At 64.4% G+C, this 17,662-nt stretch carries 23 protein-coding genes; 12 read left to right on the top strand and 11 right to left on the bottom strand.

Translation table 11 applies throughout. The features are described from left to right. Positions 1 to 144: 144 nt before the first annotated feature. The 5 genes from trpB to purB form a co-directional block, all read right to left on the bottom strand. On the bottom strand, positions 145 to 1,356 hold the full coding sequence (gene trpB / locus V6U71_RS09810; RefSeq protein ID WP_411342073.1) for a tryptophan synthase subunit beta: 1,212 nt from the start codon (positions 1,354 to 1,356) through the stop codon (positions 145 to 147). Continuing rightward, a complete protein-coding gene (locus tag V6U71_RS09815; RefSeq protein WP_411342074.1) occupies positions 1,353 to 1,982 on the bottom strand; it encodes a phosphoribosylanthranilate isomerase in 630 nt (209 codons plus the stop codon). Before V6U71_RS09815 ends, trpB begins: the two co-directional genes overlap by 4 nt. 103 nt (positions 1,983 to 2,085) lie before the next feature. Continuing rightward, the gene (gene pyrF / locus V6U71_RS09820) at positions 2,086 to 2,760 is read right to left on the bottom strand and encodes an orotidine-5'-phosphate decarboxylase (RefSeq protein WP_411342075.1); all 675 of its coding nucleotides are present in this window, start codon (positions 2,758 to 2,760) and stop codon (positions 2,086 to 2,088) included. Then, the gene (locus tag V6U71_RS09825; RefSeq protein ID WP_411342076.1) at positions 2,757 to 3,086 is read right to left on the bottom strand and encodes a lipopolysaccharide assembly protein LapA domain-containing protein; all 330 of its coding nucleotides are present in this window, start codon (positions 3,084 to 3,086) and stop codon (positions 2,757 to 2,759) included. Before V6U71_RS09825 ends, pyrF begins: the two co-directional genes overlap by 4 nt. 69 nt (positions 3,087 to 3,155) lie before the next feature. Continuing rightward, entirely contained in the window at positions 3,156 to 4,472 is a 1,317-nt protein-coding gene (gene purB, locus V6U71_RS09830) for an adenylosuccinate lyase (protein ID WP_411342077.1), read from the bottom strand. 199 nt (positions 4,473 to 4,671) lie between these two features. On the opposite strand from purB, the gene V6U71_RS09835 reads away from it, so the two are divergent. Together V6U71_RS09835 and V6U71_RS09840 are read left to right on the top strand one after the other, a co-directional pair. Further along, complete coding sequence (locus V6U71_RS09835) at positions 4,672 to 4,947, top strand: hypothetical protein (RefSeq protein ID WP_411342078.1); 276 nt, start codon at positions 4,672 to 4,674, stop codon at positions 4,945 to 4,947. 4 nt (positions 4,948 to 4,951) lie between these two features. Next, the gene (locus V6U71_RS09840; protein ID WP_411342079.1) at positions 4,952 to 5,473 is read left to right on the top strand and encodes a calcium-binding protein; all 522 of its coding nucleotides are present in this window, start codon (positions 4,952 to 4,954) and stop codon (positions 5,471 to 5,473) included. Between the two features lie 78 nt (positions 5,474 to 5,551). On the opposite strand, the gene rnk is transcribed toward V6U71_RS09840, so the two are convergent. Both rnk and radC read right to left on the bottom strand, forming a co-directional pair. Beyond that, a complete protein-coding gene (rnk, locus tag V6U71_RS09845) occupies positions 5,552 to 5,914 on the bottom strand; it encodes a nucleoside diphosphate kinase regulator (RefSeq protein ID WP_411342080.1) in 363 nt (120 codons plus the stop codon). Between the two features lie 241 nt (positions 5,915 to 6,155). Beyond that, positions 6,156 to 6,839, bottom strand: a complete 684-nt coding sequence (radC, locus tag V6U71_RS09850) for a RadC family protein (protein ID WP_411342081.1) — start codon at positions 6,837 to 6,839, stop codon at positions 6,156 to 6,158. Between the two features lie 198 nt (positions 6,840 to 7,037). Here radC and V6U71_RS09855 point away from each other — a divergent pair, with 198 nt between their 5' ends. The 8 genes from V6U71_RS09855 (at position 7,038) to V6U71_RS09890 (ending at position 13,653) form a co-directional block, all read left to right on the top strand. Then, positions 7,038 to 10,202: a YdbH domain-containing protein gene (locus V6U71_RS09855; RefSeq protein WP_411342082.1), complete on the top strand. Its 3,165-nt coding sequence runs from the start codon at positions 7,038 to 7,040 to the stop codon at positions 10,200 to 10,202. Continuing rightward, positions 10,199 to 10,414, top strand: coding sequence for a YnbE family lipoprotein (locus tag V6U71_RS09860; protein ID WP_411342083.1), 216 nt, complete (start codon positions 10,199 to 10,201; stop codon positions 10,412 to 10,414). Before V6U71_RS09855 ends, V6U71_RS09860 begins: the two co-directional genes overlap by 4 nt. A gap of 15 nt (positions 10,415 to 10,429) precedes the next feature. Further along, entirely contained in the window at positions 10,430 to 10,834 is a 405-nt protein-coding gene (locus V6U71_RS09865; RefSeq protein ID WP_411342084.1) for a YdbL family protein, read from the top strand. 256 nt (positions 10,835 to 11,090) lie between these two features. Then, entirely contained in the window at positions 11,091 to 11,411 is a 321-nt protein-coding gene (locus V6U71_RS09870) for an AtpZ/AtpI family protein (RefSeq protein ID WP_411342085.1), read from the top strand. Between the two features lie 68 nt (positions 11,412 to 11,479). Further along, positions 11,480 to 12,265, top strand: a complete 786-nt coding sequence (locus V6U71_RS09875; protein ID WP_054587828.1) for a F0F1 ATP synthase subunit A — start codon at positions 11,480 to 11,482, stop codon at positions 12,263 to 12,265. Between the two features lie 41 nt (positions 12,266 to 12,306). Further along, positions 12,307 to 12,534, top strand: coding sequence for a F0F1 ATP synthase subunit C (locus V6U71_RS09880; protein ID WP_003044110.1), 228 nt, complete (start codon positions 12,307 to 12,309; stop codon positions 12,532 to 12,534). Between the two features lie 83 nt (positions 12,535 to 12,617). Further along, entirely contained in the window at positions 12,618 to 13,118 is a 501-nt protein-coding gene (locus V6U71_RS09885; protein WP_411342086.1) for an ATPase, read from the top strand. Continuing rightward, positions 13,111 to 13,653, top strand: a complete 543-nt coding sequence (locus tag V6U71_RS09890) for a F0F1 ATP synthase subunit B (protein ID WP_411342087.1) — start codon at positions 13,111 to 13,113, stop codon at positions 13,651 to 13,653. Before V6U71_RS09885 ends, V6U71_RS09890 begins: the two co-directional genes overlap by 8 nt. Before the next feature lie 58 nt (positions 13,654 to 13,711). On the opposite strand, the gene V6U71_RS09895 is transcribed toward V6U71_RS09890, so the two are convergent. Genes V6U71_RS09895 through V6U71_RS09905 form a run of 3 tightly spaced genes read right to left on the bottom strand, consistent with a single transcriptional unit; the run spans position 13,712 to position 15,366 of the window. Then, the gene (locus V6U71_RS09895; RefSeq protein WP_411342088.1) at positions 13,712 to 14,089 is read right to left on the bottom strand and encodes a hypothetical protein; all 378 of its coding nucleotides are present in this window, start codon (positions 14,087 to 14,089) and stop codon (positions 13,712 to 13,714) included. A gap of 47 nt (positions 14,090 to 14,136) precedes the next feature. Then, the gene (locus tag V6U71_RS09900; RefSeq protein ID WP_411342089.1) at positions 14,137 to 14,715 is read right to left on the bottom strand and encodes a hypothetical protein; all 579 of its coding nucleotides are present in this window, start codon (positions 14,713 to 14,715) and stop codon (positions 14,137 to 14,139) included. Between the two features lie 12 nt (positions 14,716 to 14,727). Then, positions 14,728 to 15,366, bottom strand: coding sequence for a carbonic anhydrase (locus tag V6U71_RS09905; protein WP_411342090.1), 639 nt, complete (start codon positions 15,364 to 15,366; stop codon positions 14,728 to 14,730). Positions 15,367 to 15,428: 62 nt separating this feature from the next. On the opposite strand from V6U71_RS09905, the gene lipA reads away from it, so the two are divergent. Further along, positions 15,429 to 16,376, top strand: coding sequence for a lipoyl synthase (gene lipA / locus V6U71_RS09910; RefSeq protein ID WP_054727122.1), 948 nt, complete (start codon positions 15,429 to 15,431; stop codon positions 16,374 to 16,376). A 7-nt stretch (positions 16,377 to 16,383) separates the two neighbouring features. Beyond that, positions 16,384 to 16,824 (top strand): type II toxin-antitoxin system RatA family toxin, encoded by a 441-nt coding sequence (locus V6U71_RS09915; RefSeq protein WP_411342091.1) that lies wholly within the window; start codon positions 16,384 to 16,386, stop codon positions 16,822 to 16,824. A gap of 278 nt (positions 16,825 to 17,102) precedes the next feature. On the opposite strand, the gene V6U71_RS09920 is transcribed toward V6U71_RS09915, so the two are convergent. Continuing rightward, positions 17,103 to 17,660, bottom strand: a complete 558-nt coding sequence (locus V6U71_RS09920) for a CinA family protein (RefSeq protein WP_411342092.1) — start codon at positions 17,658 to 17,660, stop codon at positions 17,103 to 17,105. Positions 17,661 to 17,662 lie beyond the last annotated feature (2 nt).

Below are 17,662 nucleotides of genomic sequence, written 5' to 3' on the forward strand. Positions count from 1 at the left end.
TGAGCAGTGCTGCGAGAGCGGACACTTGCACCTCAGACATCGTGATTTCCATCTTCCCTCTGAAAATGAACGAACTGATCAAATGCGCTGCGCAGATCGTCACGAAAAACAGGAGAATGTTGGTAGCAAATTTCCGAACGGCAATCACAGCCTCACCCCCAGCGCGTCGGCGACGGTGAAGATATCCTTGTCGCCGCGGCCCGAGCAATTGACGATGATGACCTTGTCCTTGCCCAGCGTCGGCGCGATGCGTTCGGCGGCGGCGATGGCGTGGGCGCTTTCGAGCGCAGGGATGATGCCTTCGAGCTTGGTCAGCTTCTGGAAGCTCGCCAATGCTTCTTCATCCGTGACGGGTTCGTAGCGCACCCGGCCGATTTCGTGGAGCCACGAATGTTCCGGCCCGATGCCGGGATAGTCGAGTCCCGCCGAGATGCTGTGCGCCTCGGTAATCTGGCCGTCCTCGTCCTGCAGCAGGTAGGTCTTGTTGCCGTGGAGGATGCCGGGGCGACCGCCCGCAAGGCTGGCGGCATGCTTGCCATCGAGCCCTTCGCCCGCCGCTTCGACGCCGACGATCTCGACGCTTTCGTCATCGAGGAACGGGTGAAACAGCCCGATCGCGTTCGATCCGCCGCCGACCGGGGCGATCAGCATATCGGGCAAGCGGCCCTCGGCTTCGAGGATCTGCGCACGCGCTTCGTCGCCGATCACCGACTGGAAGTCGCGGACCAGTTCGGGGTATGGATGCGGACCCGCGACGGTGCCGATGATGTAGAAAGTGTCGTGGACGTTCGCGACCCAGTGGCGCAGCGCCTCGTTCATCGCGTCCTTCAGCGTCTTGGCGCCGCTTTCGACCGCGACGACTTCGGCGCCGAGCAATTTCATCCGGAACACGTTCGGCTGCTGCCGCGCAACATCGACCGCGCCCATGAAGATCGTGCAGGGCAAGCCGAACAGCGCTGCGACGGTCGCGGTCGCGACGCCGTGCTGGCCGGCGCCCGTCTCGGCGATGATCTTCGTCTTGCCCATCCGCTTCGCCAGCAATATCTGGCCGATGCAATTGTTGATCTTGTGCGCGCCGGTATGGTTGAGATCCTCGCGCTTCAGATAGATTTTCGCGCCACCGAGATGCTCGGTCAGCCGCTCGGCGAACCACAGCGGGCTCGGGCGGCCGACATAATGTTTCAGCAGATAGTCGAATTCGGCCTTGAAGCTGTTGTCCTGCTGCGCGGCGCGATAGCAGCGCTCGAGATCGAGGATCAGCGGCATCAGCGTTTCGGCGACATAGCGGCCGCCGAACTGGCCGAAATGGCCGCGTTCGTCGGGCTGGGTGCGGAGGCTGTTGGGTGCGTGGGTCATCGACCCGCCGCTTTAAGGAAAGCCGCGATCTTGTCCATATCCTTCACGCCCGGTGCGCTTTCGACGCCCGAGGATACGTCGACCAGCGGTGCACCGGTTGCCGAGAGCGCCTCGGCGACGTTGGCGGGGGTCAAGCCGCCCGCGATCCCCCAGTCGATGCTGTGGCGGTGATTGACGAGCAAAGACCAGTCGAAGCGGGTGCCGGTGCCGCCGGGCATCGCCTGCGCCGGGGCGTCGAAAAGGATGCGGTCGACCGCGCCCTCATATTGCCGGATGCGCTCGAGCGTCCCCGCGTCCTTCAGGCCCACCGCCTTCCAGACCTCGGCGGGGATCGATCGCTTGACCGTCGCCACCCATTCGGGCGTCTCTGTGCCGTGGAACTGGACGATATCGGGGCGTATCTTGCCGAGCGCTTCGGTGGTCGCGAGCGGCGACGCATTGACGAGCAACAGCGCCACCTTGACCCGCCCTTCGGCGCGTTTGCGGAGCTCGGCCGCGGTCTTGAGGTCGACGTAGCGCGGGCTCGGTTCATAGAGGTTGAGACCGATGTGCGTGGCGCCGAAGCGGATGGCGGCATCGACATCCTCGGGTGTCTTGAGGCCGCAGATTTTAACGAGAGGGGGCATGATCTTTATCCTGTCGTCATCCCGGCGAAAGCCGGGATCTCGCCGCTGCATCAGAGCGCATCATGGAGATCCCGGCCTTCGCCGGGATGACAGATGTCTTTTGTTAAAGCGTCGCCTCGATTTCGCGCGCGGCGAGATCGGGGTCGGGCGACTGGCTGATCGGGCGGCCGACGACGAGGATCGAGGCGCCGTCGGTCATCGCCTGCGCCGGGGTGACGATCCGCTTCTGGTCGCCCGCGGCGCCGTTCGCAGGCCGGACGCCCGGCACGACGAAGAAGCCGCCGGGCCAGGCCTTGCGCGCCGCCTTCACTTCCTGTCCCGAGCAGACGATGCCATCGACACCCGACTGGCGTGCCAGCGCCGCGAGCCGGACGACCTGATCGTGCGGCGTACCGCCGACGCCGATGTCATCGAGATCGGGCGCGTCGAGGCTGGTCAGCACCGTCACCGCGATCACCTTTGTACTCGTGCCCGCCGCGGCTTTCGCTTCCTCGAGCATCGCGCGGCCGCCCGCGGCATGGACGGTCAGGATGGCGGGTTCGAGCGGGCGCAGCGCCTGGATCGCCTTGGCGACCGTGTTCGGAATATCGTGCAGCTTGAGGTCGAGGAAGATCGGCAGGCCGAGCTTCGCCATTTCATGGACGCCGTGATGGCCGTTGGCGCAGAAGAATTCGAGCCCCAGCTTCAGCCCGCCGACATGGTGCCGTACCTTCTGCGCCAGCGTCAGCGCCGCATCGAGGTGAGTGGTATCGATGGCGAGATAAAGCGGCGAACTCATGGGGTCTCCAATGGCGATGGCGGGATGTCGTTGACGGGGGCCGACGTCGGGGCGGGGTCGGACGGGCGGTTGGCCATGGCGCGCAGGTCGGCAAGCTGGCGCTCGCTGTTGTCGAGCCGCCGCTTCATCGACCAGCGCGTCGCGCGCAACGCGATCCAGGTCGGGATACTGCCGAGCAGGAAGGCGATGAAAATGAGCATCGGCAACTTGGTTTCGAGATCCTGCCCCGGCCAGATGCGGACCGTCACCGGAATCCAGTTCGCCATCGCGAAAACGACCAGTACGATGGTCAGGAAAACCCAGATGATCGTTCGCAGGATTCCCACTTGGCCTTGCTCCTCGGTCGGTCTTCGCGCGATCCTAGGACAGATTGCCGCGGTTTTCCAGCCCGCGCGCTATGCTGCCCCGAACACCCGCGCAAAGATCGTGTCGACATGCTTCATATGATAGTCGAGGTCGAACAGCGCGGTGAGCTCGTCCGCCGACAGCCGCGCGGTGACGTCGGCATCGGCCTTGAGCAGTTCGAGCAGCGACAACTGGCCGTCGCTTTCCCACACGCGCATCGCGTTGCGCTGGACCAGCGCATAGCTGTCTTCGCGGCTCGCACCCGCCTGCGTCAGCGCCAGCAGCACGCGCTGCGAATGGACGAGCCCGCCCATCCGGTCGAGATTCTTCTGCATCCGCTCGGGATAGACGAGCAGCTTGTCGACGACCCCGGTCAGCCGCGCGAGCGCGAAGTCGAGCGTGATCGTCGCGTCGGGACCGATGAAACGCTCGACCGACGAATGGCTGATGTCGCGTTCGTGCCAGAGCGCGACATTCTCCATCGCCGGGGTCACGGCGCTGCGCACCATGCGCGCGAGGCCGGTGAGGTTTTCGGTCAGCACCGGATTGCGCTTGTGCGGCATCGCCGACGAACCCTTTTGCCCCGGCGAGAAATATTCCTCGGCCTCCAGCACTTCGGTGCGCTGCAAGTGACGGACCTCGACCGACAAACGCTCGATCGACGAGGCGATAACGCCGAGCACCGCGAAGAACATCGCATGCCGATCGCGCGGGATCACCTGCGTCGATACCGGCTCGATCGCGAGGCCGAGCTTCGCGGCAACATGCTCCTCGACGCGCGGGTCGATGTTAGCGAAAGTGCCGACCGCGCCCGAAATGGCGCAGGTCGCGATTTCGGCGCGCGCCGCCTGCAGGCGGAGCTTGCAGCGCGAGAATTCGGCATAGGCCTCGGCGAGCTTGAGCCCGAACGTCACAGGTTCGGCATGGATGCCGTGGCTGCGGCCGATCGTCGGGGTCAGCTTGTGCTCATAGGCGCGGCGCTTGATCGCTTCGAGAAGGGCGTCGAGGTCGGCGAGCAATATATCGGCGGCCTGCGCGAGCTGGACGGCGAGGCAGGTGTCGAGCACGTCGCTCGACGTCATGCCCTGATGCATGAAGCGCGCTTCGTCGCCGACATTCTCGGCAACCCAGGTCAAGAAGGCGATGACGTCATGCTTGGTGACGGCCTCGATCGCATCGATCGCGGCAACGTCGATGACGGGGTTGGTCGCCCACCAGTCCCAAAGTGCCTTGGCCGCCGATTTGGGAACTGTACCCAGTTCCGCGAGCGCATCGGTCGCATGTGCTTCGATTTCGAACCAGATACGAAAGCGATTCTCGGCCGACCAGATGGCGGTCATGTCCGGCCGGGCGTAACGCGGAACCATTGATTTTCCTTCCTTTTACGGCGTCTCATCGGAGAATCCGTCCGAAACTGCGACGGAGCGCCCCCTAGCAGGGACAGAGTGTTTCGCCAATCGCATCGACTACGCAACTTTCGGCAAATCGGGTGAGTTGACCCCATGCCCCATCAGAAAGGTGGCGGGTCGCAATATCGCAAGCCGTCGCCCCTACAGGAGTAATATCGTGATTAAACAGGTACTTTTGATCGGCGCGGCAGCAATCAGCTTCCCCGCTCTGGCGCAGACGACCGAACCGACGGACAGCGATCCGGCACCGACCACGCAGTCGGAGCCCGCACCGACGGCAGAGCCGGCACCCGCGCCTGCTCCGACCGGCAGTACGACCCCGACCGAGGATCCGGCCGCCCCTGATGCGGACAAGGAAAAGGCCGATCCGACCGACAGCACCCCGCCGGCCGAGCCGGCGCCGGAGCCGGAATCGGCTCCCCCGCAGGAGTAATATCATGCTGAAACAGATGCTTTTGATCGGTGCCGCCGCGGTGAGTTTCCCCGCGCTGGCGCAGGAAACCCCGCCCGCGGACCCCGCCGCTCCGGCAACGTCGCAGCCGGCTCCGGCCGACACGACGACCACGCCGGCCCCGGCTGAACCGGCTCCGGCTCCGGCACCCGATGCCGCAACCTCGACGCCGCCCGCCAGCGAGGCTCCGGGTTCGCCCCCGCCGGCCGGTGATCCCGCAGCGCAGCCTGCGCCTTCGGGCGGTACGGCAGCTTCGCCGACGCAGGTCGCACAGATCGTGGACCAGGAGTTCCCGACCTATGACGCCGACAAGTCGGGCGAACTCAGCGACGCCGAATTTGCGGCGTGGATGAAGAAGCTGCGGACTGCCACCGATCCTTCGGTCGATCCTGAATCGGCTGATGTGAAGACGTGGGTTGGCCAGGCCTTTGCTGCCGCCGATGGCGACAAATCGGGTCAGGTCAGTAAGACCGAGCTTACCGGTTTCCTGTCGCGCGGCGCTGGTTAAACAGCGTCCCTGACTGGGTGGTGAAGCCGTCGGAGCGATCCGGCGGCTTCATCGCGTCAGGGGTATTGCAAATATGCGTTAGGGCTGCCGGACCTTCACGATCGTCAACCGATGCTCCTCGCCGCCCCGATCGGGCCAGAGGATCGACTGGCCGGTACTGAGCCCGATCAACCCGGCGCCGATCGGAGTGAGGATCGATATCCGCCCCGCCGAAATGTCAGCATCGCCCGGATAGACCAGACGTACCGTCCGTTCGGTGTCGCTCTTCTCGTCGAGGAAGGTCACTTCCGACCCCATTGTCACGACGTCGTCGGGGATGTCGGTGCTGCTGTGGATCGCCGCGCGGTCGATTTCGCCGAGCAACAGTTCGTAAAGGCGGATATGGTCGCGTTGCTTCTGCAAGGTAAGCTCGGTCAGCGCATCGGCCTCGCTGTCGATCATATGGATATGTGGCCGGATGGCCTCTTCGTTTTTCATAGCGCGGACTTTCCAGCACACGCGCGGCAGAACAGCCGCACGCAACAATAGAATCTAGTGGAAATTTGCCCCGGGTTCGGGGCAGTCGCGCCGGAACCCGGGGCTAGATGCCCGCGAGAAGCTGTCCCCCATGGAAACGGAAAAGGCTGCGCATCATCGGCATGGCGCGATGATGTCGCCCATGCTCGCGAAAGTCAAATCGCGCCTAAAGGAGACCCATGGCGCGCAGGCTGCGAAAATCCGAGCCGCCGATGATGATATGATCGTGAAGCGCGATGCCGAGCTTTGCCGCCGCCGCGGCGATGTCGCGCGTGATCGCGATATCCTGCCGGCTCGGTTCAGGGCTGCCGCTCGGGTGATTGTGGACAAGGATGATCGCCGAGGCGCCGAGTTCGAGCGCACGCTTGATCACCTCGCGAACGTAGATCGCCGACTGGTCGATCGATCCCTCGCTCGCCAGTTCGTCGCGAATCAGCATGTTACGCGAATTAAGGTAGAGGACGCGGACGCGCTCGACGTCGATCGGCCCCATGTCGGCGCGCAGCCAGTCGAGCAGCGCGTCCCAGCTTGAGAGCAGGGGCTTGTCGCGAAACTCGCCCTTCAGCATCCGCAGCCCCGCCGCCTGAACGATTTTCAGTGCCGCGATCGCGCCTTCGCCCATGCCATCGACGCGGCGCAGCGATTCGGGATCGGCGCTGATCAATTGCGCGAGCGAGCCGAATTCGCGGAGCAGCGCCTTGGCCAGCGGCTTGGTGTCACGGCGCGGAATGGCGAGCCCGAGGAGATATTCGACCAGCTCGTAATCGGCGAGTCCCTCTGCATCGTCGAGCAGGCGTGCGCGGAGCCGCGCGCGGTGGCCGATATGATCTGGTGCTTCGCTATCCCCCATCCGCCTCCGAATAACCTCCTTGTGGGGCGCACTCAACGGTCATAGGAAACGGATGATGGCGATCCGGACCAATCTCCTGCAGCGAAACGGGATTTCCGGCGTTTCCATCCCGGACAGGGTTTGGGCCGGAGGACGATTTTTGCACGGCATGACGTCATCGGGCGATCTCTCTGGTTCCGCTCTTGCCGGAGGCAGGCCGTGAGCGAGACGGATGAGCATTCCCGGCCGCGGTGGCGATACCGGACATTGTTGTTCAAGAAGCGCTGGCTGACCGCGGGCGCGGTCGCCGCACTGATCGCGGGGGTGTGGCTGGCGCGCGAGCCGATCGCCGACCGCTTCATCCGCGAAGAACTCGACAGCCGTGGCATCGCAGCAAGCTATCGCGTCGAAGACATCGGCTTTCGCACCGAACGACTGTCGAATGTCGTCATCGGCGACCCCAAACGCCCCGACCTGATCGCCAAGGCGGTCGTCGTATCGCTCGGCTACGGTTGGTCGGGCCCTTATGTGTCCGAGATCCGCGCCGACGGGGTCCGGCTTTACGGGCGTTTTACCGAAGGGCGGCTATCGTTCGGCGCGCTCGACAAGTTTCGCGACCCGACCAGCACCGATCCCTTTGCCTTGCCCGACCTGTCGGTGGTGCTGAAGGACGCGCGGGCGCGGGTCGAAACGCCATGGGGCAATGTCGGCGCCGCGCTGAACGGCGGCGGCAATCTGCGCAACGCCTTTACCGGCAAGCTGGCGCTGGTTGCGCCCAGCATCGCCGCGGCGGGGTGCAGCGGCGATGGCGTCACCTTCTATGGCACAGTGTCGGTGCGCGATGTACGGCCGCGTCTCGTCGGGCCGCTGCGCGGGAAGTCGCTGCGCTGCGCGAACGGTAGCGTGACCGCCGCCGCGCCGCAGATCGCGCTCGACCTCTCGCTCTCCGAAAACCTGCAAAGCTGGAAGGGCAGCGCCGACGCAAGCATCGCGAAACTGGTGGCGGGGCCCGTGCAGGCGGACCGGTTGGGTGTCATCGCCCGCTTCGACGGGAAGGCGGCGCAGACCAGCCTCGACATCGACGCCGATATGGCGCGCCTGCGTGGTGCCGATTTCGCTGCCGAGTCGGTGAATCTCGATGCGAAGGGCATCGTCGGCGCAAAGGCGCCGAAGTTCGACGGGCGCATCGCCTTTGCCCGCGCGAATGCGAGTGCGGGCCTGCGGCAAACGATTGATGCGAGTGGCAATGGACTGAAAGCCACCCCCATCGGTCCCTTGGCAGCCAAGGCGACCGCCGCGCTGTCTCGGATGCTTGCCGACGCCGGCGGCAGCGCGGACTTCGTGCTGGCGGGCGAGGGGGAAGCCGCGCGGGTCGATGTCATGGCCTTGCAGCTTGCCAGCGCCAGCGGCGCACGTTTCAGCGGCAGCACCGACAGCCGCATCTCCTACCTCTGGGCGGCAGCGAAACCCGCGGTCCTCATCGCCGGGCGCTGGCGCTTCGGCGGCGGCGACCTGCCGACGGGTGACCTCGACCTCGATCGGCGCGCCGACGGGGCGGTCAGCGGGCTCGCGCGGCTCGATCCCTATAGTGCAGGCGATGCGCGGCTAGCGCTCGCCCCGGTCCGTTTCTCGGGCGAACCGGGCGGCCTCGTCCGCTTCGCGACGCGCGCCGAACTGTCGGGCCCGCTTGCCGACGGGCGGGTCGACGGATTGGCAGTGCCGCTTGCGGGCGTCCTCGCCCCGACCGGCGCGCTGGCCCTCAATGGCGGGTGCAGCCGAGTTGCTGCACAACGGATCGCGATTGCGGGTTTCCGGCTCGGTGCCAGCGCGATCGATCTGTGCAGCCGCACCGGCGCACCGTTGCTGAGCGCGGGCCCCGACGGGTTGCGCGGCGATATCCGCATTCCGGGCATCCGGCTGCGCGGCGCCAGCGGTACGTCACCTTTTGCCTTCGACAGCGGTCCGGCGCGGATCGACCTTGGGTCGATGCGCTGGTCGCTTGCGCGCGCTGACGTACGGCTGGGCGAGGGCGATGGCATCACCCGATTCGCTGCCGAAACGCTGTCGGGACGCAGTGCCGCGAACGGCATGGCCGGTGAGCTCGGCGGCGCGAGCGGCAAGATCGGCGTCGTACCGCTGAACATGAGCGAGATCGGTGGCGGATGGCGCTGGGCGGGCGGCGCGCTGTCGCTCGACGGCGCGATGGTGCTGACCGACGCTGAAGCCGACGCGCGCTTTTCGCCGCTGATCAGCAACGACGCCCACCTGTCCTTTGCGAATGGCGTGATCGACGCGACCGCCGGGTTCGACGAGCGGAAGTCGGGCGTCCGCGTCGTCGACACGGTCATCCGCCACCGGCTCGCCGACGGAACCGGTTCGGCCGACCTCAAGGTCAGCGAATTGCGCTTCGGCGACAATTTCCAGCCCGACCAGCTCACCCGCCTCGCGCTCGGCGTCGTCGCCAATGTTCAGGGATCGGTGGTCGGCGACGGCCGCATCGACTGGTCGCCGGCGGGCGTCACCAGCCGCGGCACCTTCGCCACTGCCGACACCAACCTGGCCGCGGCCTTCGGCCCGGTCACCGGGCTCACCACGACACTGACCTTCGACGACCTGATCGGCCTCAGGTCCGCGCCGGGGCAGATAGCGAAGATCAAGGAGATCAACCCCGGCATTCCGGTGGTCGACGGCGAGATTGAGTACCGGTTGCTCGGCGACAACAAGGTGCGCGTCGAGGGAGGAAGCTGGCCGTTCGCGGGCGGCAAGCTGCTGCTCCATCCGACGACGCTCGATTTCAATGCGACCGAACCGCGGCGGCTGTCGTTCGACATCGTCGGGGTCGATGCCGCGGTATTCCTGCAGAATTTCGGCTTCGACAATATCAACGCGACCGGCAAGTTCGACGGGACGCTGCCGGTAGAATTCGGCGGCCTCGGCGGCAAGATCGTGAATGGCCGCATCGATTCGCGCGAGGGCGGCGGCACGCTCGCTTATGTCGGCGAGCTGTCGAATCACAATCTGGGCGCGATGGCCAATTTTGCCTTTGGCGCTCTGCGCAGCCTCAAATATGACGACCTGACCATCATCCTCAACGGCGATCTAGACGGCGAGATGGTGACCGATATCCGCTTTGGCGGCGTCGGGCAGGGTGAAGGGGCGACACGCAATTTCCTGATCAACCAGATCGCGAAGCTGCCGTTCGTCTTCAACGTCAAGATCCAGGCCCCCTTCCGCCAGCTCGTAACATCGGCGAAGGGTTTTTACGATCCGACGGTATATATCGAACAGAATCTGCCCGCGTTGCTCCAGGCGCAGGAAGACGCCAAGGCAGCCGCCAACCCGCCCAATCCCGTTCAGCCCCCAGCAAGCGAGCCCGTGCAATGATGACGACCAATGGAGAAGCGAGGAGGCAGGGTGTCGCGAGCCGGTGTCTGGCGCTATTGATCGGAACCGTCGGCCTTGCGGGCTGCGTTCAGATCGACACGCCCGACAAGCCGATCGAGATCAACCTGAACATCAACATCCGCCAGGAAATCGTGTACAGGCTGGATGGAGACGCCAAAAAGCTGATCGAACAGAATAGCGAGATATTCTGACAGGGAATGATGACGATGAAGACATATTTGAAGCATATGAAGCCGACCGGACTGGCGATGGCCGCCTTGGCCGTGACCGCTGCAGTGGCCGTGGCAGTGCCCTCGGCGACGGCGCAGCGCAACCCCGCCTATGAAGCCGCGCGCGCGGCGGGGCAGGTCGGCGAGCAGCCCGACGGTTACCTCGGCTATGCCTCGACCCCGACCCCGGCGGTGCGGGCGATCGTCGACGACATCAACATCAAGCGCAAGGCCGCCTACACCAGCGGCGCACCGCAGGGCAGCACGGTCGAACAGTTCGCTTTCGTCACCGGCTGCAACCTGATCGCCAAGACCAAGCCGGGCGAAAAATACAAGGCGCCCGACGGGAGCTGGAAGACTCGCGACAGCGGTGCACCGGTACGCGATTCGCGCTGCCCGTAACGCTCGGCCAACGAACAAGGGCGCCCGCGGGCGCCATATGCCGCCGCGCCCCTAAACGCGGCGGCATTTTTGTGTGCGTGCGCCAAGCCCATTTGCGCGCTGCAACATAATGTTGCGCTGCGCCCACGCGCGGGCATTGACTTCACAGGGCGTCGTTCCTAAACGGACCGCGCCTTAGGGGTCCCCCGATTTTTCGGGCCTTTTTTCGCAGGCAGGATCGCGGTTTTCCGCTTCTGTTTCAGGAGGATGGCGCAAGATGACGGGGAACGGCAGCGATCCGGAACCAACTTCGGAGGATTCGCGCCTGGTCTCGCTCGAAGAGCGATTGGACCGGGCCGAAGCCGCAGAAGCGAAACGGACCGCGGTGAACGCCGGACCGGAATCCGATGCCAATTATCGGCTCGGCAACCGGGTCTTGGCGGAACTGCTGGGCGGATTGATCGGCGGCGCACTGTTCGGGTGGCTGATCGATCGCTTCGCCGGCACGTCGCCCTGGGGCTTGTTGGGGATGTTGTTTCTGGGGATCGTCGTGGCGTTCCGGAACATCATCCGCCTGACAAAGACGCCCCGCAACTAGCGGAGCAAACAGGAATTTATCGGCGGGACGGCCCCAAAAGCCGCCCCGCAATGCGCGTGGAGTGAAGAGTGGCGGCGGAATCCGGCAAGATCGACCCGATGCACCAGTTCGAGGTGACCCCGCTCGGCGGCGGTTTCAACCTCGGCGGGCATGAAGTCCTGTTCACCAACAGCGCGCTGTGGATGGTGATCGCCGCCGTCGTGCTCGGCCTCTTCATGTGGGGCGGGATGCGCCGCCAGCTCGTTCCGGGCCGCTGGCAGGCTGCGGTCGAAGGCTTCACCGGCTTCATCTCGAACATGATGACCGCGAATATCGGCAGCGAAGGGCGCAAATATACGCCTTACGTCTTCTCGCTTTTCATGTTCATCCTCTTCTGCAACCTGCTCGGCATGTTGCCGCTGGGCGTGCTGGGGCTCCACCCCTTCACCGTCACCAGCCATATCGCGATCACCGGCGTGCTCGCGCTGCTTTCCTTCTCGATCGTGCTCGTCGTCGGCTTCTGGCGCCACGGCCTGCACTTTTTCTCGCTGTTCGTTCCGCACGGTACGCCGTTGCCGATGATCCCCTTCATCGCGGTGATCGAGTTCATCTCCTTCATGATCCGCCCGTTCAGTCTCGGCCTGCGTCTCTTCGTCGCGATGACCGCAGGCCACGTGCTGTTGAAGGTGCTGTCGGGCTTCGTGATCAACGGCTTCAATGCCGAGAATATCGCGATCGGTTCGGTCGTATCGGTGCTCAGCTTCCTCCTGATGATCGGTATCAGCGCGCTCGAACTGCTCGTCGCCGGCATCCAGGCCTATGTTTTCGCCCTGTTGACCTCGCTTTACATCAACGACGCGGTCAACCTTCACTAATCCCGTTTTATAATAAACGCTTACACCCAAGGAGTATTACAATGGACGCAGAAGCAGCAAAGCTGATCGGTGCAGGTCTCGCCGCTATCGGTGCCGGCATGGCCGCCATCGGCGTGGGCAACGTCTTCGGCAGCTTCCTCGAAAGCGCGCTGCGCAACCCGGCGGCCGCCGACGGCCAGCAGGGCCGCCTGTTCATCGGCTTCGCCGCTGCCGAACTTCTCGGCCTGCTGGCGTTCGTCGTTGCGATGATCCTGCTCTTCGTCGTCTGATTTCAGCGACGACCGGTGGCGCCGGCTTTTCGGAGCCGGCGTTCGCCTGTGCAGGTTTTTCCAGATTTTAGGGTTCGCCTTTCATGCCCCAGATAGCCCAGCTCACCGCTGACAATTGGTACCTTGCCTCGCAGCTTTTCTGGCTGCTGGTCGTCTTTGCCGGTATTTATATCGTCATCGGCCGCGGCATGTTGCCCAAGATCGAAGCGACGGTGGACGCGCGCGACCGCAAGGTGGCCGACGATCTGGCGGCGGCAAAGGCGGCCCATGCTGCAGCCGACACGCTCGAGGAAAGCTACCGCCAGCAAGGCGACGCGGCACGCGCCGCTGCCCAGAAGGCGGTTGCCGACGCCAAGGACAAGGCCGCGAAGGACGCCGAAAAGCGTCTTGCCAAGGTCGATGCCGAACTCGGCGACAAGCTGTCGACCGCCGAAGCCGAAGTCGCCGCAGCGCGCACGTCGGCGATGGCCGAAATCGAATCGGTCGCGGCCGAGGCAGCGGGCGAACTGGTCGCCAAGCTGTCGGGCGTGAAGGTCGTCGCGGCGGATGCCAAGGCGGCAGTAAAGGCGGTGCTCCATGGCTAATCCCCTGATCATCCTGTCCGAAGCGGCAGGCGAAGCGCATGCCGATCCGACGGCATTCGGCATGGACGCCACCGTCTGGGTGTCGATCGCGATGCTCGTCTTCATCGGCATTCTGCTGTGGAAGGGCGTGCCCGCGATGATCGCGGGGATGCTCGACAAGCGGATCGCGGAGATTTCGAAGCAGCTCAATGAAGCCGAACAGCTCCGGCTCGACGCCGAATCGCTGAAGGCGGAATATGAGGCGAAGCTCGCCGACGCCGCCAGGGAAGCCGACGAGATGCGCGTCCGCGCCGATGCGGAAGCCGAGGCGCTGGTCACCAAGGCCAAGGCCGACGCGACCGCGCTGATCGCGCGCCGCAAGCAGATGGCCGAAGACCGCATCGCCGCGGCCGAAGCCACCGCGCTCGCCGACGTACGCAGCGCCGCAGCCAAGGCAGCGACCGAAGCCGCCGCAAAGCTGATCGCCGAAAAGCATGACGCCAAGGCCGACAAGGCACTGGTCGATCAGGCGATCGCGGGCGTCGCCAAGGGTTGATCCGGGCCACATCGTCGAACAAGGCGCCCGCGGATTTCCGCGGGCGTTTTGCTATGGGCTACGGTGGAGAGTGAATGACGGGTTCGGCACACAACCCGTGGCATTCTTCAAAGAACGCCATGATAAGCCGCGCCCTCGCATCGGTTTCTGCCACGATGTCTTCTAGCGAAAGTAGAACCTCGTCGTCGGCGTTCGCGGCAATAATCCTGTCGGTTACCCGCAAGATATAGGGTATTTTTCCAATCTCGGCTGGCAAATCACCGTATTTTAGAACGGAAAATGACAGCTGATCGCCAATTTGCGGGATAGTCCTCACATCGATAGAGCCCGACACACGGCCATACGCGGTGCCGATACCCAGCAGGGATATGTCAACATAAACCCGATGCATATTGCCTTGCTTCATTCTTGGAATGAAAGAGAGGCTGAGGTTCAAAAACCTAACGTCCCTTTCACCTCCAAATGCCTGCATCCCGCCCCGGCTCAGGCCGGCGGCACTTCCCACAGCATCAGCTTGGTCGCATGGACATTCTCGCGCGCCTTGGTGGCGTCGAGGCGCGTCAGTTTTACGTCGCCTTTCAGCGCACCCATTTCGAGCATCGCATCGATCACCACGACGCCGCCGGCGCCGACCTCAATCTCGAAATCGGTCGGACGGGTAAGGCTTGCCTTGGCGGTCGCGGCGTGGATGCGGTGCGTTCCCGGCGCGACATCGGCGAGCAACATCTGGCCCGACTTGATCTGCCCCTTGGCAGCGTCATCGAGCGTGATGTTCATGCCCTGCAAGGCAGCGACGAAGCCGCGGCGGGTGATATAGATGCGCGCCTTGCCCTCGGGCGCTTGCATCGCCCGCGCGTTGGCGACGGCCGCATCGTCGGCCTTGGCGCCGCCCTTGTTGCTCGACAGGGCCCAGAAACAGAAGATGACGACGCCGCCGATCAGCAGCACCGAAAGGATCAACAAGGTGCCCGGCGAAAAGATGCTGGCGAGCGATGGCCCCATGAAGGCCCCGAAAATGGCTGCGAGGAAAATGATCGTCAGCCACATTGCGTTCTTGCTCATGCCGTCCTCCTGTTATGCCGGGGCGAATTCTCCCGTCGCTTCGTCCATCACGTGCAATATGCCGTCGCTGATCGCAAAAAATGCGCCGCGCAGTTTCAGCGTACCGCGTTTTTCCTTCTCCTGGATACAGGGGAAAGTGCGCAGATTATCTATGCTCACGCGCACAGCCGCCATTTCCATCGCGCGGCCTGCGGTGCGGTTGTCGAAATCGGGATATTCGGCGCGAATCCCGGCGCTCGCTTCGTCGAGCATCGCGATCCAGTCGGCGATAAAACCGCCGCGCCCCGGCTCGGCACCCTCCATCGATTTGTGAAGCGCGGCGTGGCACCCGCCGCACAGACCATGCCCCATCACGACGATTTCCTCGACCTTCAGAAACTGCACTGCGAATTCAAGCGCGGCCGACACGCCGTGACGTCCCGGCGTCGTCTCGAACGGCGGCACCAGCGCCGCGACGTTGCGCACGACGAAGATTTCGCCGGGGTTGGTATCGAAAATCTGCGACGGTTCGGATCGGCTGTCCGAACAGGCGATGACCATCACCTTGGGCGACTGGCCCTCTGCAAGCTGTTCCCAGCGTTCGCGTTGTTCCGCCCAACCGCCGTTACGGAAACGGCGATATCCCTCGATCATGTCAGCAAAGTGAGTCATGGACGCGCCTTAGCATAGGATGCGAGGTTGAGAAGAGGCGCGTGCACGACTATGTGGGCGAAATGAACGCTCCCGCACAGCCCGTTTCCCCGGCGGCATCGACGCCCAGCCAGCGCAGCCGCAAGCCCGACTGGATCCGCGTCAAGGCGCCGACCAGCCCCGGCTATGCCGAGACGCGCAAGCTGATGCGCGAACTCAACCTGCATACGGTTTGCGAGGAAGCGGCCTGCCCGAACATCGGCGAATGCTGGACCAAGAAGCATGCGACGGTGATGATCCTCGGCGACACCTGCACGCGGGCCTGCGCCTTTTGCAACGTCAAGACCGGCATGCCGCGTCCCGTCGACCTGCTCGAGCCCGAACATACCGCGATCGCGGCGGCGAAGATGGGGCTCAGCCACATCGTCATCACCTCGGTCGACCGCGACGACCTGCCCGATGGCGGCGCGAGCCAGTTCGTCAAGGTGATCAACGCGCTGCGCCGCGAAACCCCCAAGACGACGATCGAGATCCTGACCCCCGATTTTCGCAACAAGCCCGAAAGTGCGGTCGCGGCGATCGTCGATGCGCGACCCGACGTCTATAACCACAATCTCGAAACCGTCCCCCGGCTCTACCCGACGATCCGTCCGGGCGCGCGTTACTATGCGTCGCTCCGCCTGCTCGAAAGCGTCAAGCGCCGCGATCCGTCGATCTTCACCAAGTCGGGGATCATGCTCGGGCTCGGCGAGGAACGGATGGAAGTCCATCAGGTGATGGACGACATGCGCAGCGCCGACATCGACTTCATGACGATGGGACAATATCTGCAGCCGACCCCGCGGCATGCCAAGGTGATCGACTTCGTGACCCCGCAGGCCTTCGACAGCTATGCGCAGATCGCGCGGGCCAAGGGCTTCCTGCAGGTCGCGTCGTCGCCGCTCACCCGGTCGAGCTATCACGCGGGCGATGATTTCGAGCGCATGCGCGCCGCGCGCGAGGCGCAACTGGCGCGCGCCAGGGCGGACTGACGCCGCGTTGCCGAGACACCACGAAAGCCGCGTCCTGCCGTACAGCGCCGAACAGATGTTCGCGCTGGTCAGCGACATCGCGCATTATCCCGACTTTTTGCCCTGGGTGATCGCGCTGCGCATCCGTAGCGAGAGCGAGGATGAGGCGGTCGCCGACATGATCGTCGGCTTCAAGGGATTACGCGAAAGCTTTTCGTGCCGCGTCCACAAACAGCGCCCGAGCGACGTGTCGGTCAGCTATATCGACGGGCCGATGCGCCATCTCAGCAACGAATGGCATTTCGAGCCGACCGACGATGGCGGCTGCCGCGTCGATTTTATGGTCGATTTCTCGTTCCGCAGCCGGGTTTTCGAAACGCTGGCGGGACAGATGTTCGACAAGGCGCTGCGCAAGATGATCGCGGCGTTCGAGGCGCGGGCCGATGAACTTTACGGGGTGGCGGCCTAGCAAGCTCTTGCTCGTGTTACGCGAACAGGCAATTGAGTGCTGAGGCCCGGACAGCCGGGCCAGCGTGATTATGTCAGGAATGCACGATGCCTAGAGCCATTCAGGGAGCGATCGGCCTGCTTGCTGGCTGCCTGATTTCGGTCGCCTTTTTCGGCGCCACCTTGAAACATGTCGGGCCCGGACTGCTGGCGGCATTGCTCCTGGCGGGCAGCAGTTTGGTGGGGTGGCTGGTCAGGCGTGTCAGGCCGCAGACCCCGCGTCCCTAAGATTCGACTTTATCAAGTTGCTGGTAGTGCGATATCCTCCGACGGCCGCAGCGCATCCTTGCCGGGCTGAAGAAGTTCGAGCGCGAACATCGTGGCGTGATGGCGGATGCCGGCGCGATCGCCGCCTTCGAACTGGACGCGCTGGGTGAAATAATCGTCGGGATCCTGCCCGCGCAGCGCGCGTGCGAAGACGACCTGGCCCACCGGCTTCTTTTCCGAACCGCCGCCGGGCCCCGCGATCCCGGTGATCGCGACCGCGACATCGGCGTCGCTGTTCGCGAGCGCGCCCGCCGCCATCGCCCACGCGGTCGCGAGCGACACTTCGCCGAAGGTTTCGATGATTTCGCTACTGACGTCGAGCTGGCGCTTCTTTGCTTCGCCCGAATAGGTGACGAAACCGGCGCTGAACACGTCCGAACTGCCGGCGATGTCGGTCAGCGCGACCGCCACCATGCCGCCGGTGCAGCTTTCGGCGACCGCGATCTTGCGACCGGCGGCGCGGTTTTCGGCGAGCACGGCAGTGGCAAGTTCGTCGCGCGCGGCAAGGCGCGTTTCAAAGTCGGACGGCACGG

Source organism: Sphingopyxis sp. J-6 (assembly GCF_046603995.1).
Taxonomy (GTDB): Bacteria; Pseudomonadota; Alphaproteobacteria; order Sphingomonadales; family Sphingomonadaceae; genus Sphingopyxis.

Excerpts from the sequence above, each read along its gene's own strand:
- V6U71_RS09885 (WP_411342086.1), top strand. The coding sequence starts at position 12,618 with ATGCCCCAGATAGCCCAGCTCACCGCTGACAATTGGTACCTTGCCTCG.
- lipA (WP_054727122.1), top strand. The coding sequence starts at position 15,429 with ATGAACGCTCCCGCACAGCCCGTTTCCCCGGCGGCATCGACGCCCAGC.
- V6U71_RS09880 (WP_003044110.1), top strand. The coding sequence starts at position 12,307 with ATGGACGCAGAAGCAGCAAAGCTGATCGGTGCAGGTCTCGCCGCTATC.
- V6U71_RS09870 (WP_411342085.1), top strand. The coding sequence starts at position 11,091 with ATGACGGGGAACGGCAGCGATCCGGAACCAACTTCGGAGGATTCGCGC.
- V6U71_RS09815 (WP_411342074.1), bottom strand. The coding sequence starts at position 1,982 with ATGCCCCCTCTCGTTAAAATCTGCGGCCTCAAGACACCCGAGGATGTC.
- V6U71_RS09890 (WP_411342087.1), top strand. The coding sequence starts at position 13,111 with ATGGCTAATCCCCTGATCATCCTGTCCGAAGCGGCAGGCGAAGCGCAT.
- V6U71_RS09905 (WP_411342090.1), bottom strand. The coding sequence starts at position 15,366 with ATGACTCACTTTGCTGACATGATCGAGGGATATCGCCGTTTCCGTAAC.
- V6U71_RS09860 (WP_411342083.1), top strand. The coding sequence starts at position 10,199 with ATGATGACGACCAATGGAGAAGCGAGGAGGCAGGGTGTCGCGAGCCGG.
- trpB (WP_411342073.1), bottom strand. The coding sequence starts at position 1,356 with ATGACCCACGCACCCAACAGCCTCCGCACCCAGCCCGACGAACGCGGC.
- V6U71_RS09865 (WP_411342084.1), top strand. The coding sequence starts at position 10,430 with ATGAAGACATATTTGAAGCATATGAAGCCGACCGGACTGGCGATGGCC.
- rnk (WP_411342080.1), bottom strand. The coding sequence starts at position 5,914 with ATGATCGACAGCGAGGCCGATGCGCTGACCGAGCTTACCTTGCAGAAG.
- radC (WP_411342081.1), bottom strand. The coding sequence starts at position 6,839 with ATGGGGGATAGCGAAGCACCAGATCATATCGGCCACCGCGCGCGGCTC.
- V6U71_RS09900 (WP_411342089.1), bottom strand. The coding sequence starts at position 14,715 with ATGAGCAAGAACGCAATGTGGCTGACGATCATTTTCCTCGCAGCCATT.
- V6U71_RS09840 (WP_411342079.1), top strand. The coding sequence starts at position 4,952 with ATGCTGAAACAGATGCTTTTGATCGGTGCCGCCGCGGTGAGTTTCCCC.
- purB (WP_411342077.1), bottom strand. The coding sequence starts at position 4,472 with ATGGTTCCGCGTTACGCCCGGCCGGACATGACCGCCATCTGGTCGGCC.
- pyrF (WP_411342075.1), bottom strand. The coding sequence starts at position 2,760 with ATGAGTTCGCCGCTTTATCTCGCCATCGATACCACTCACCTCGATGCG.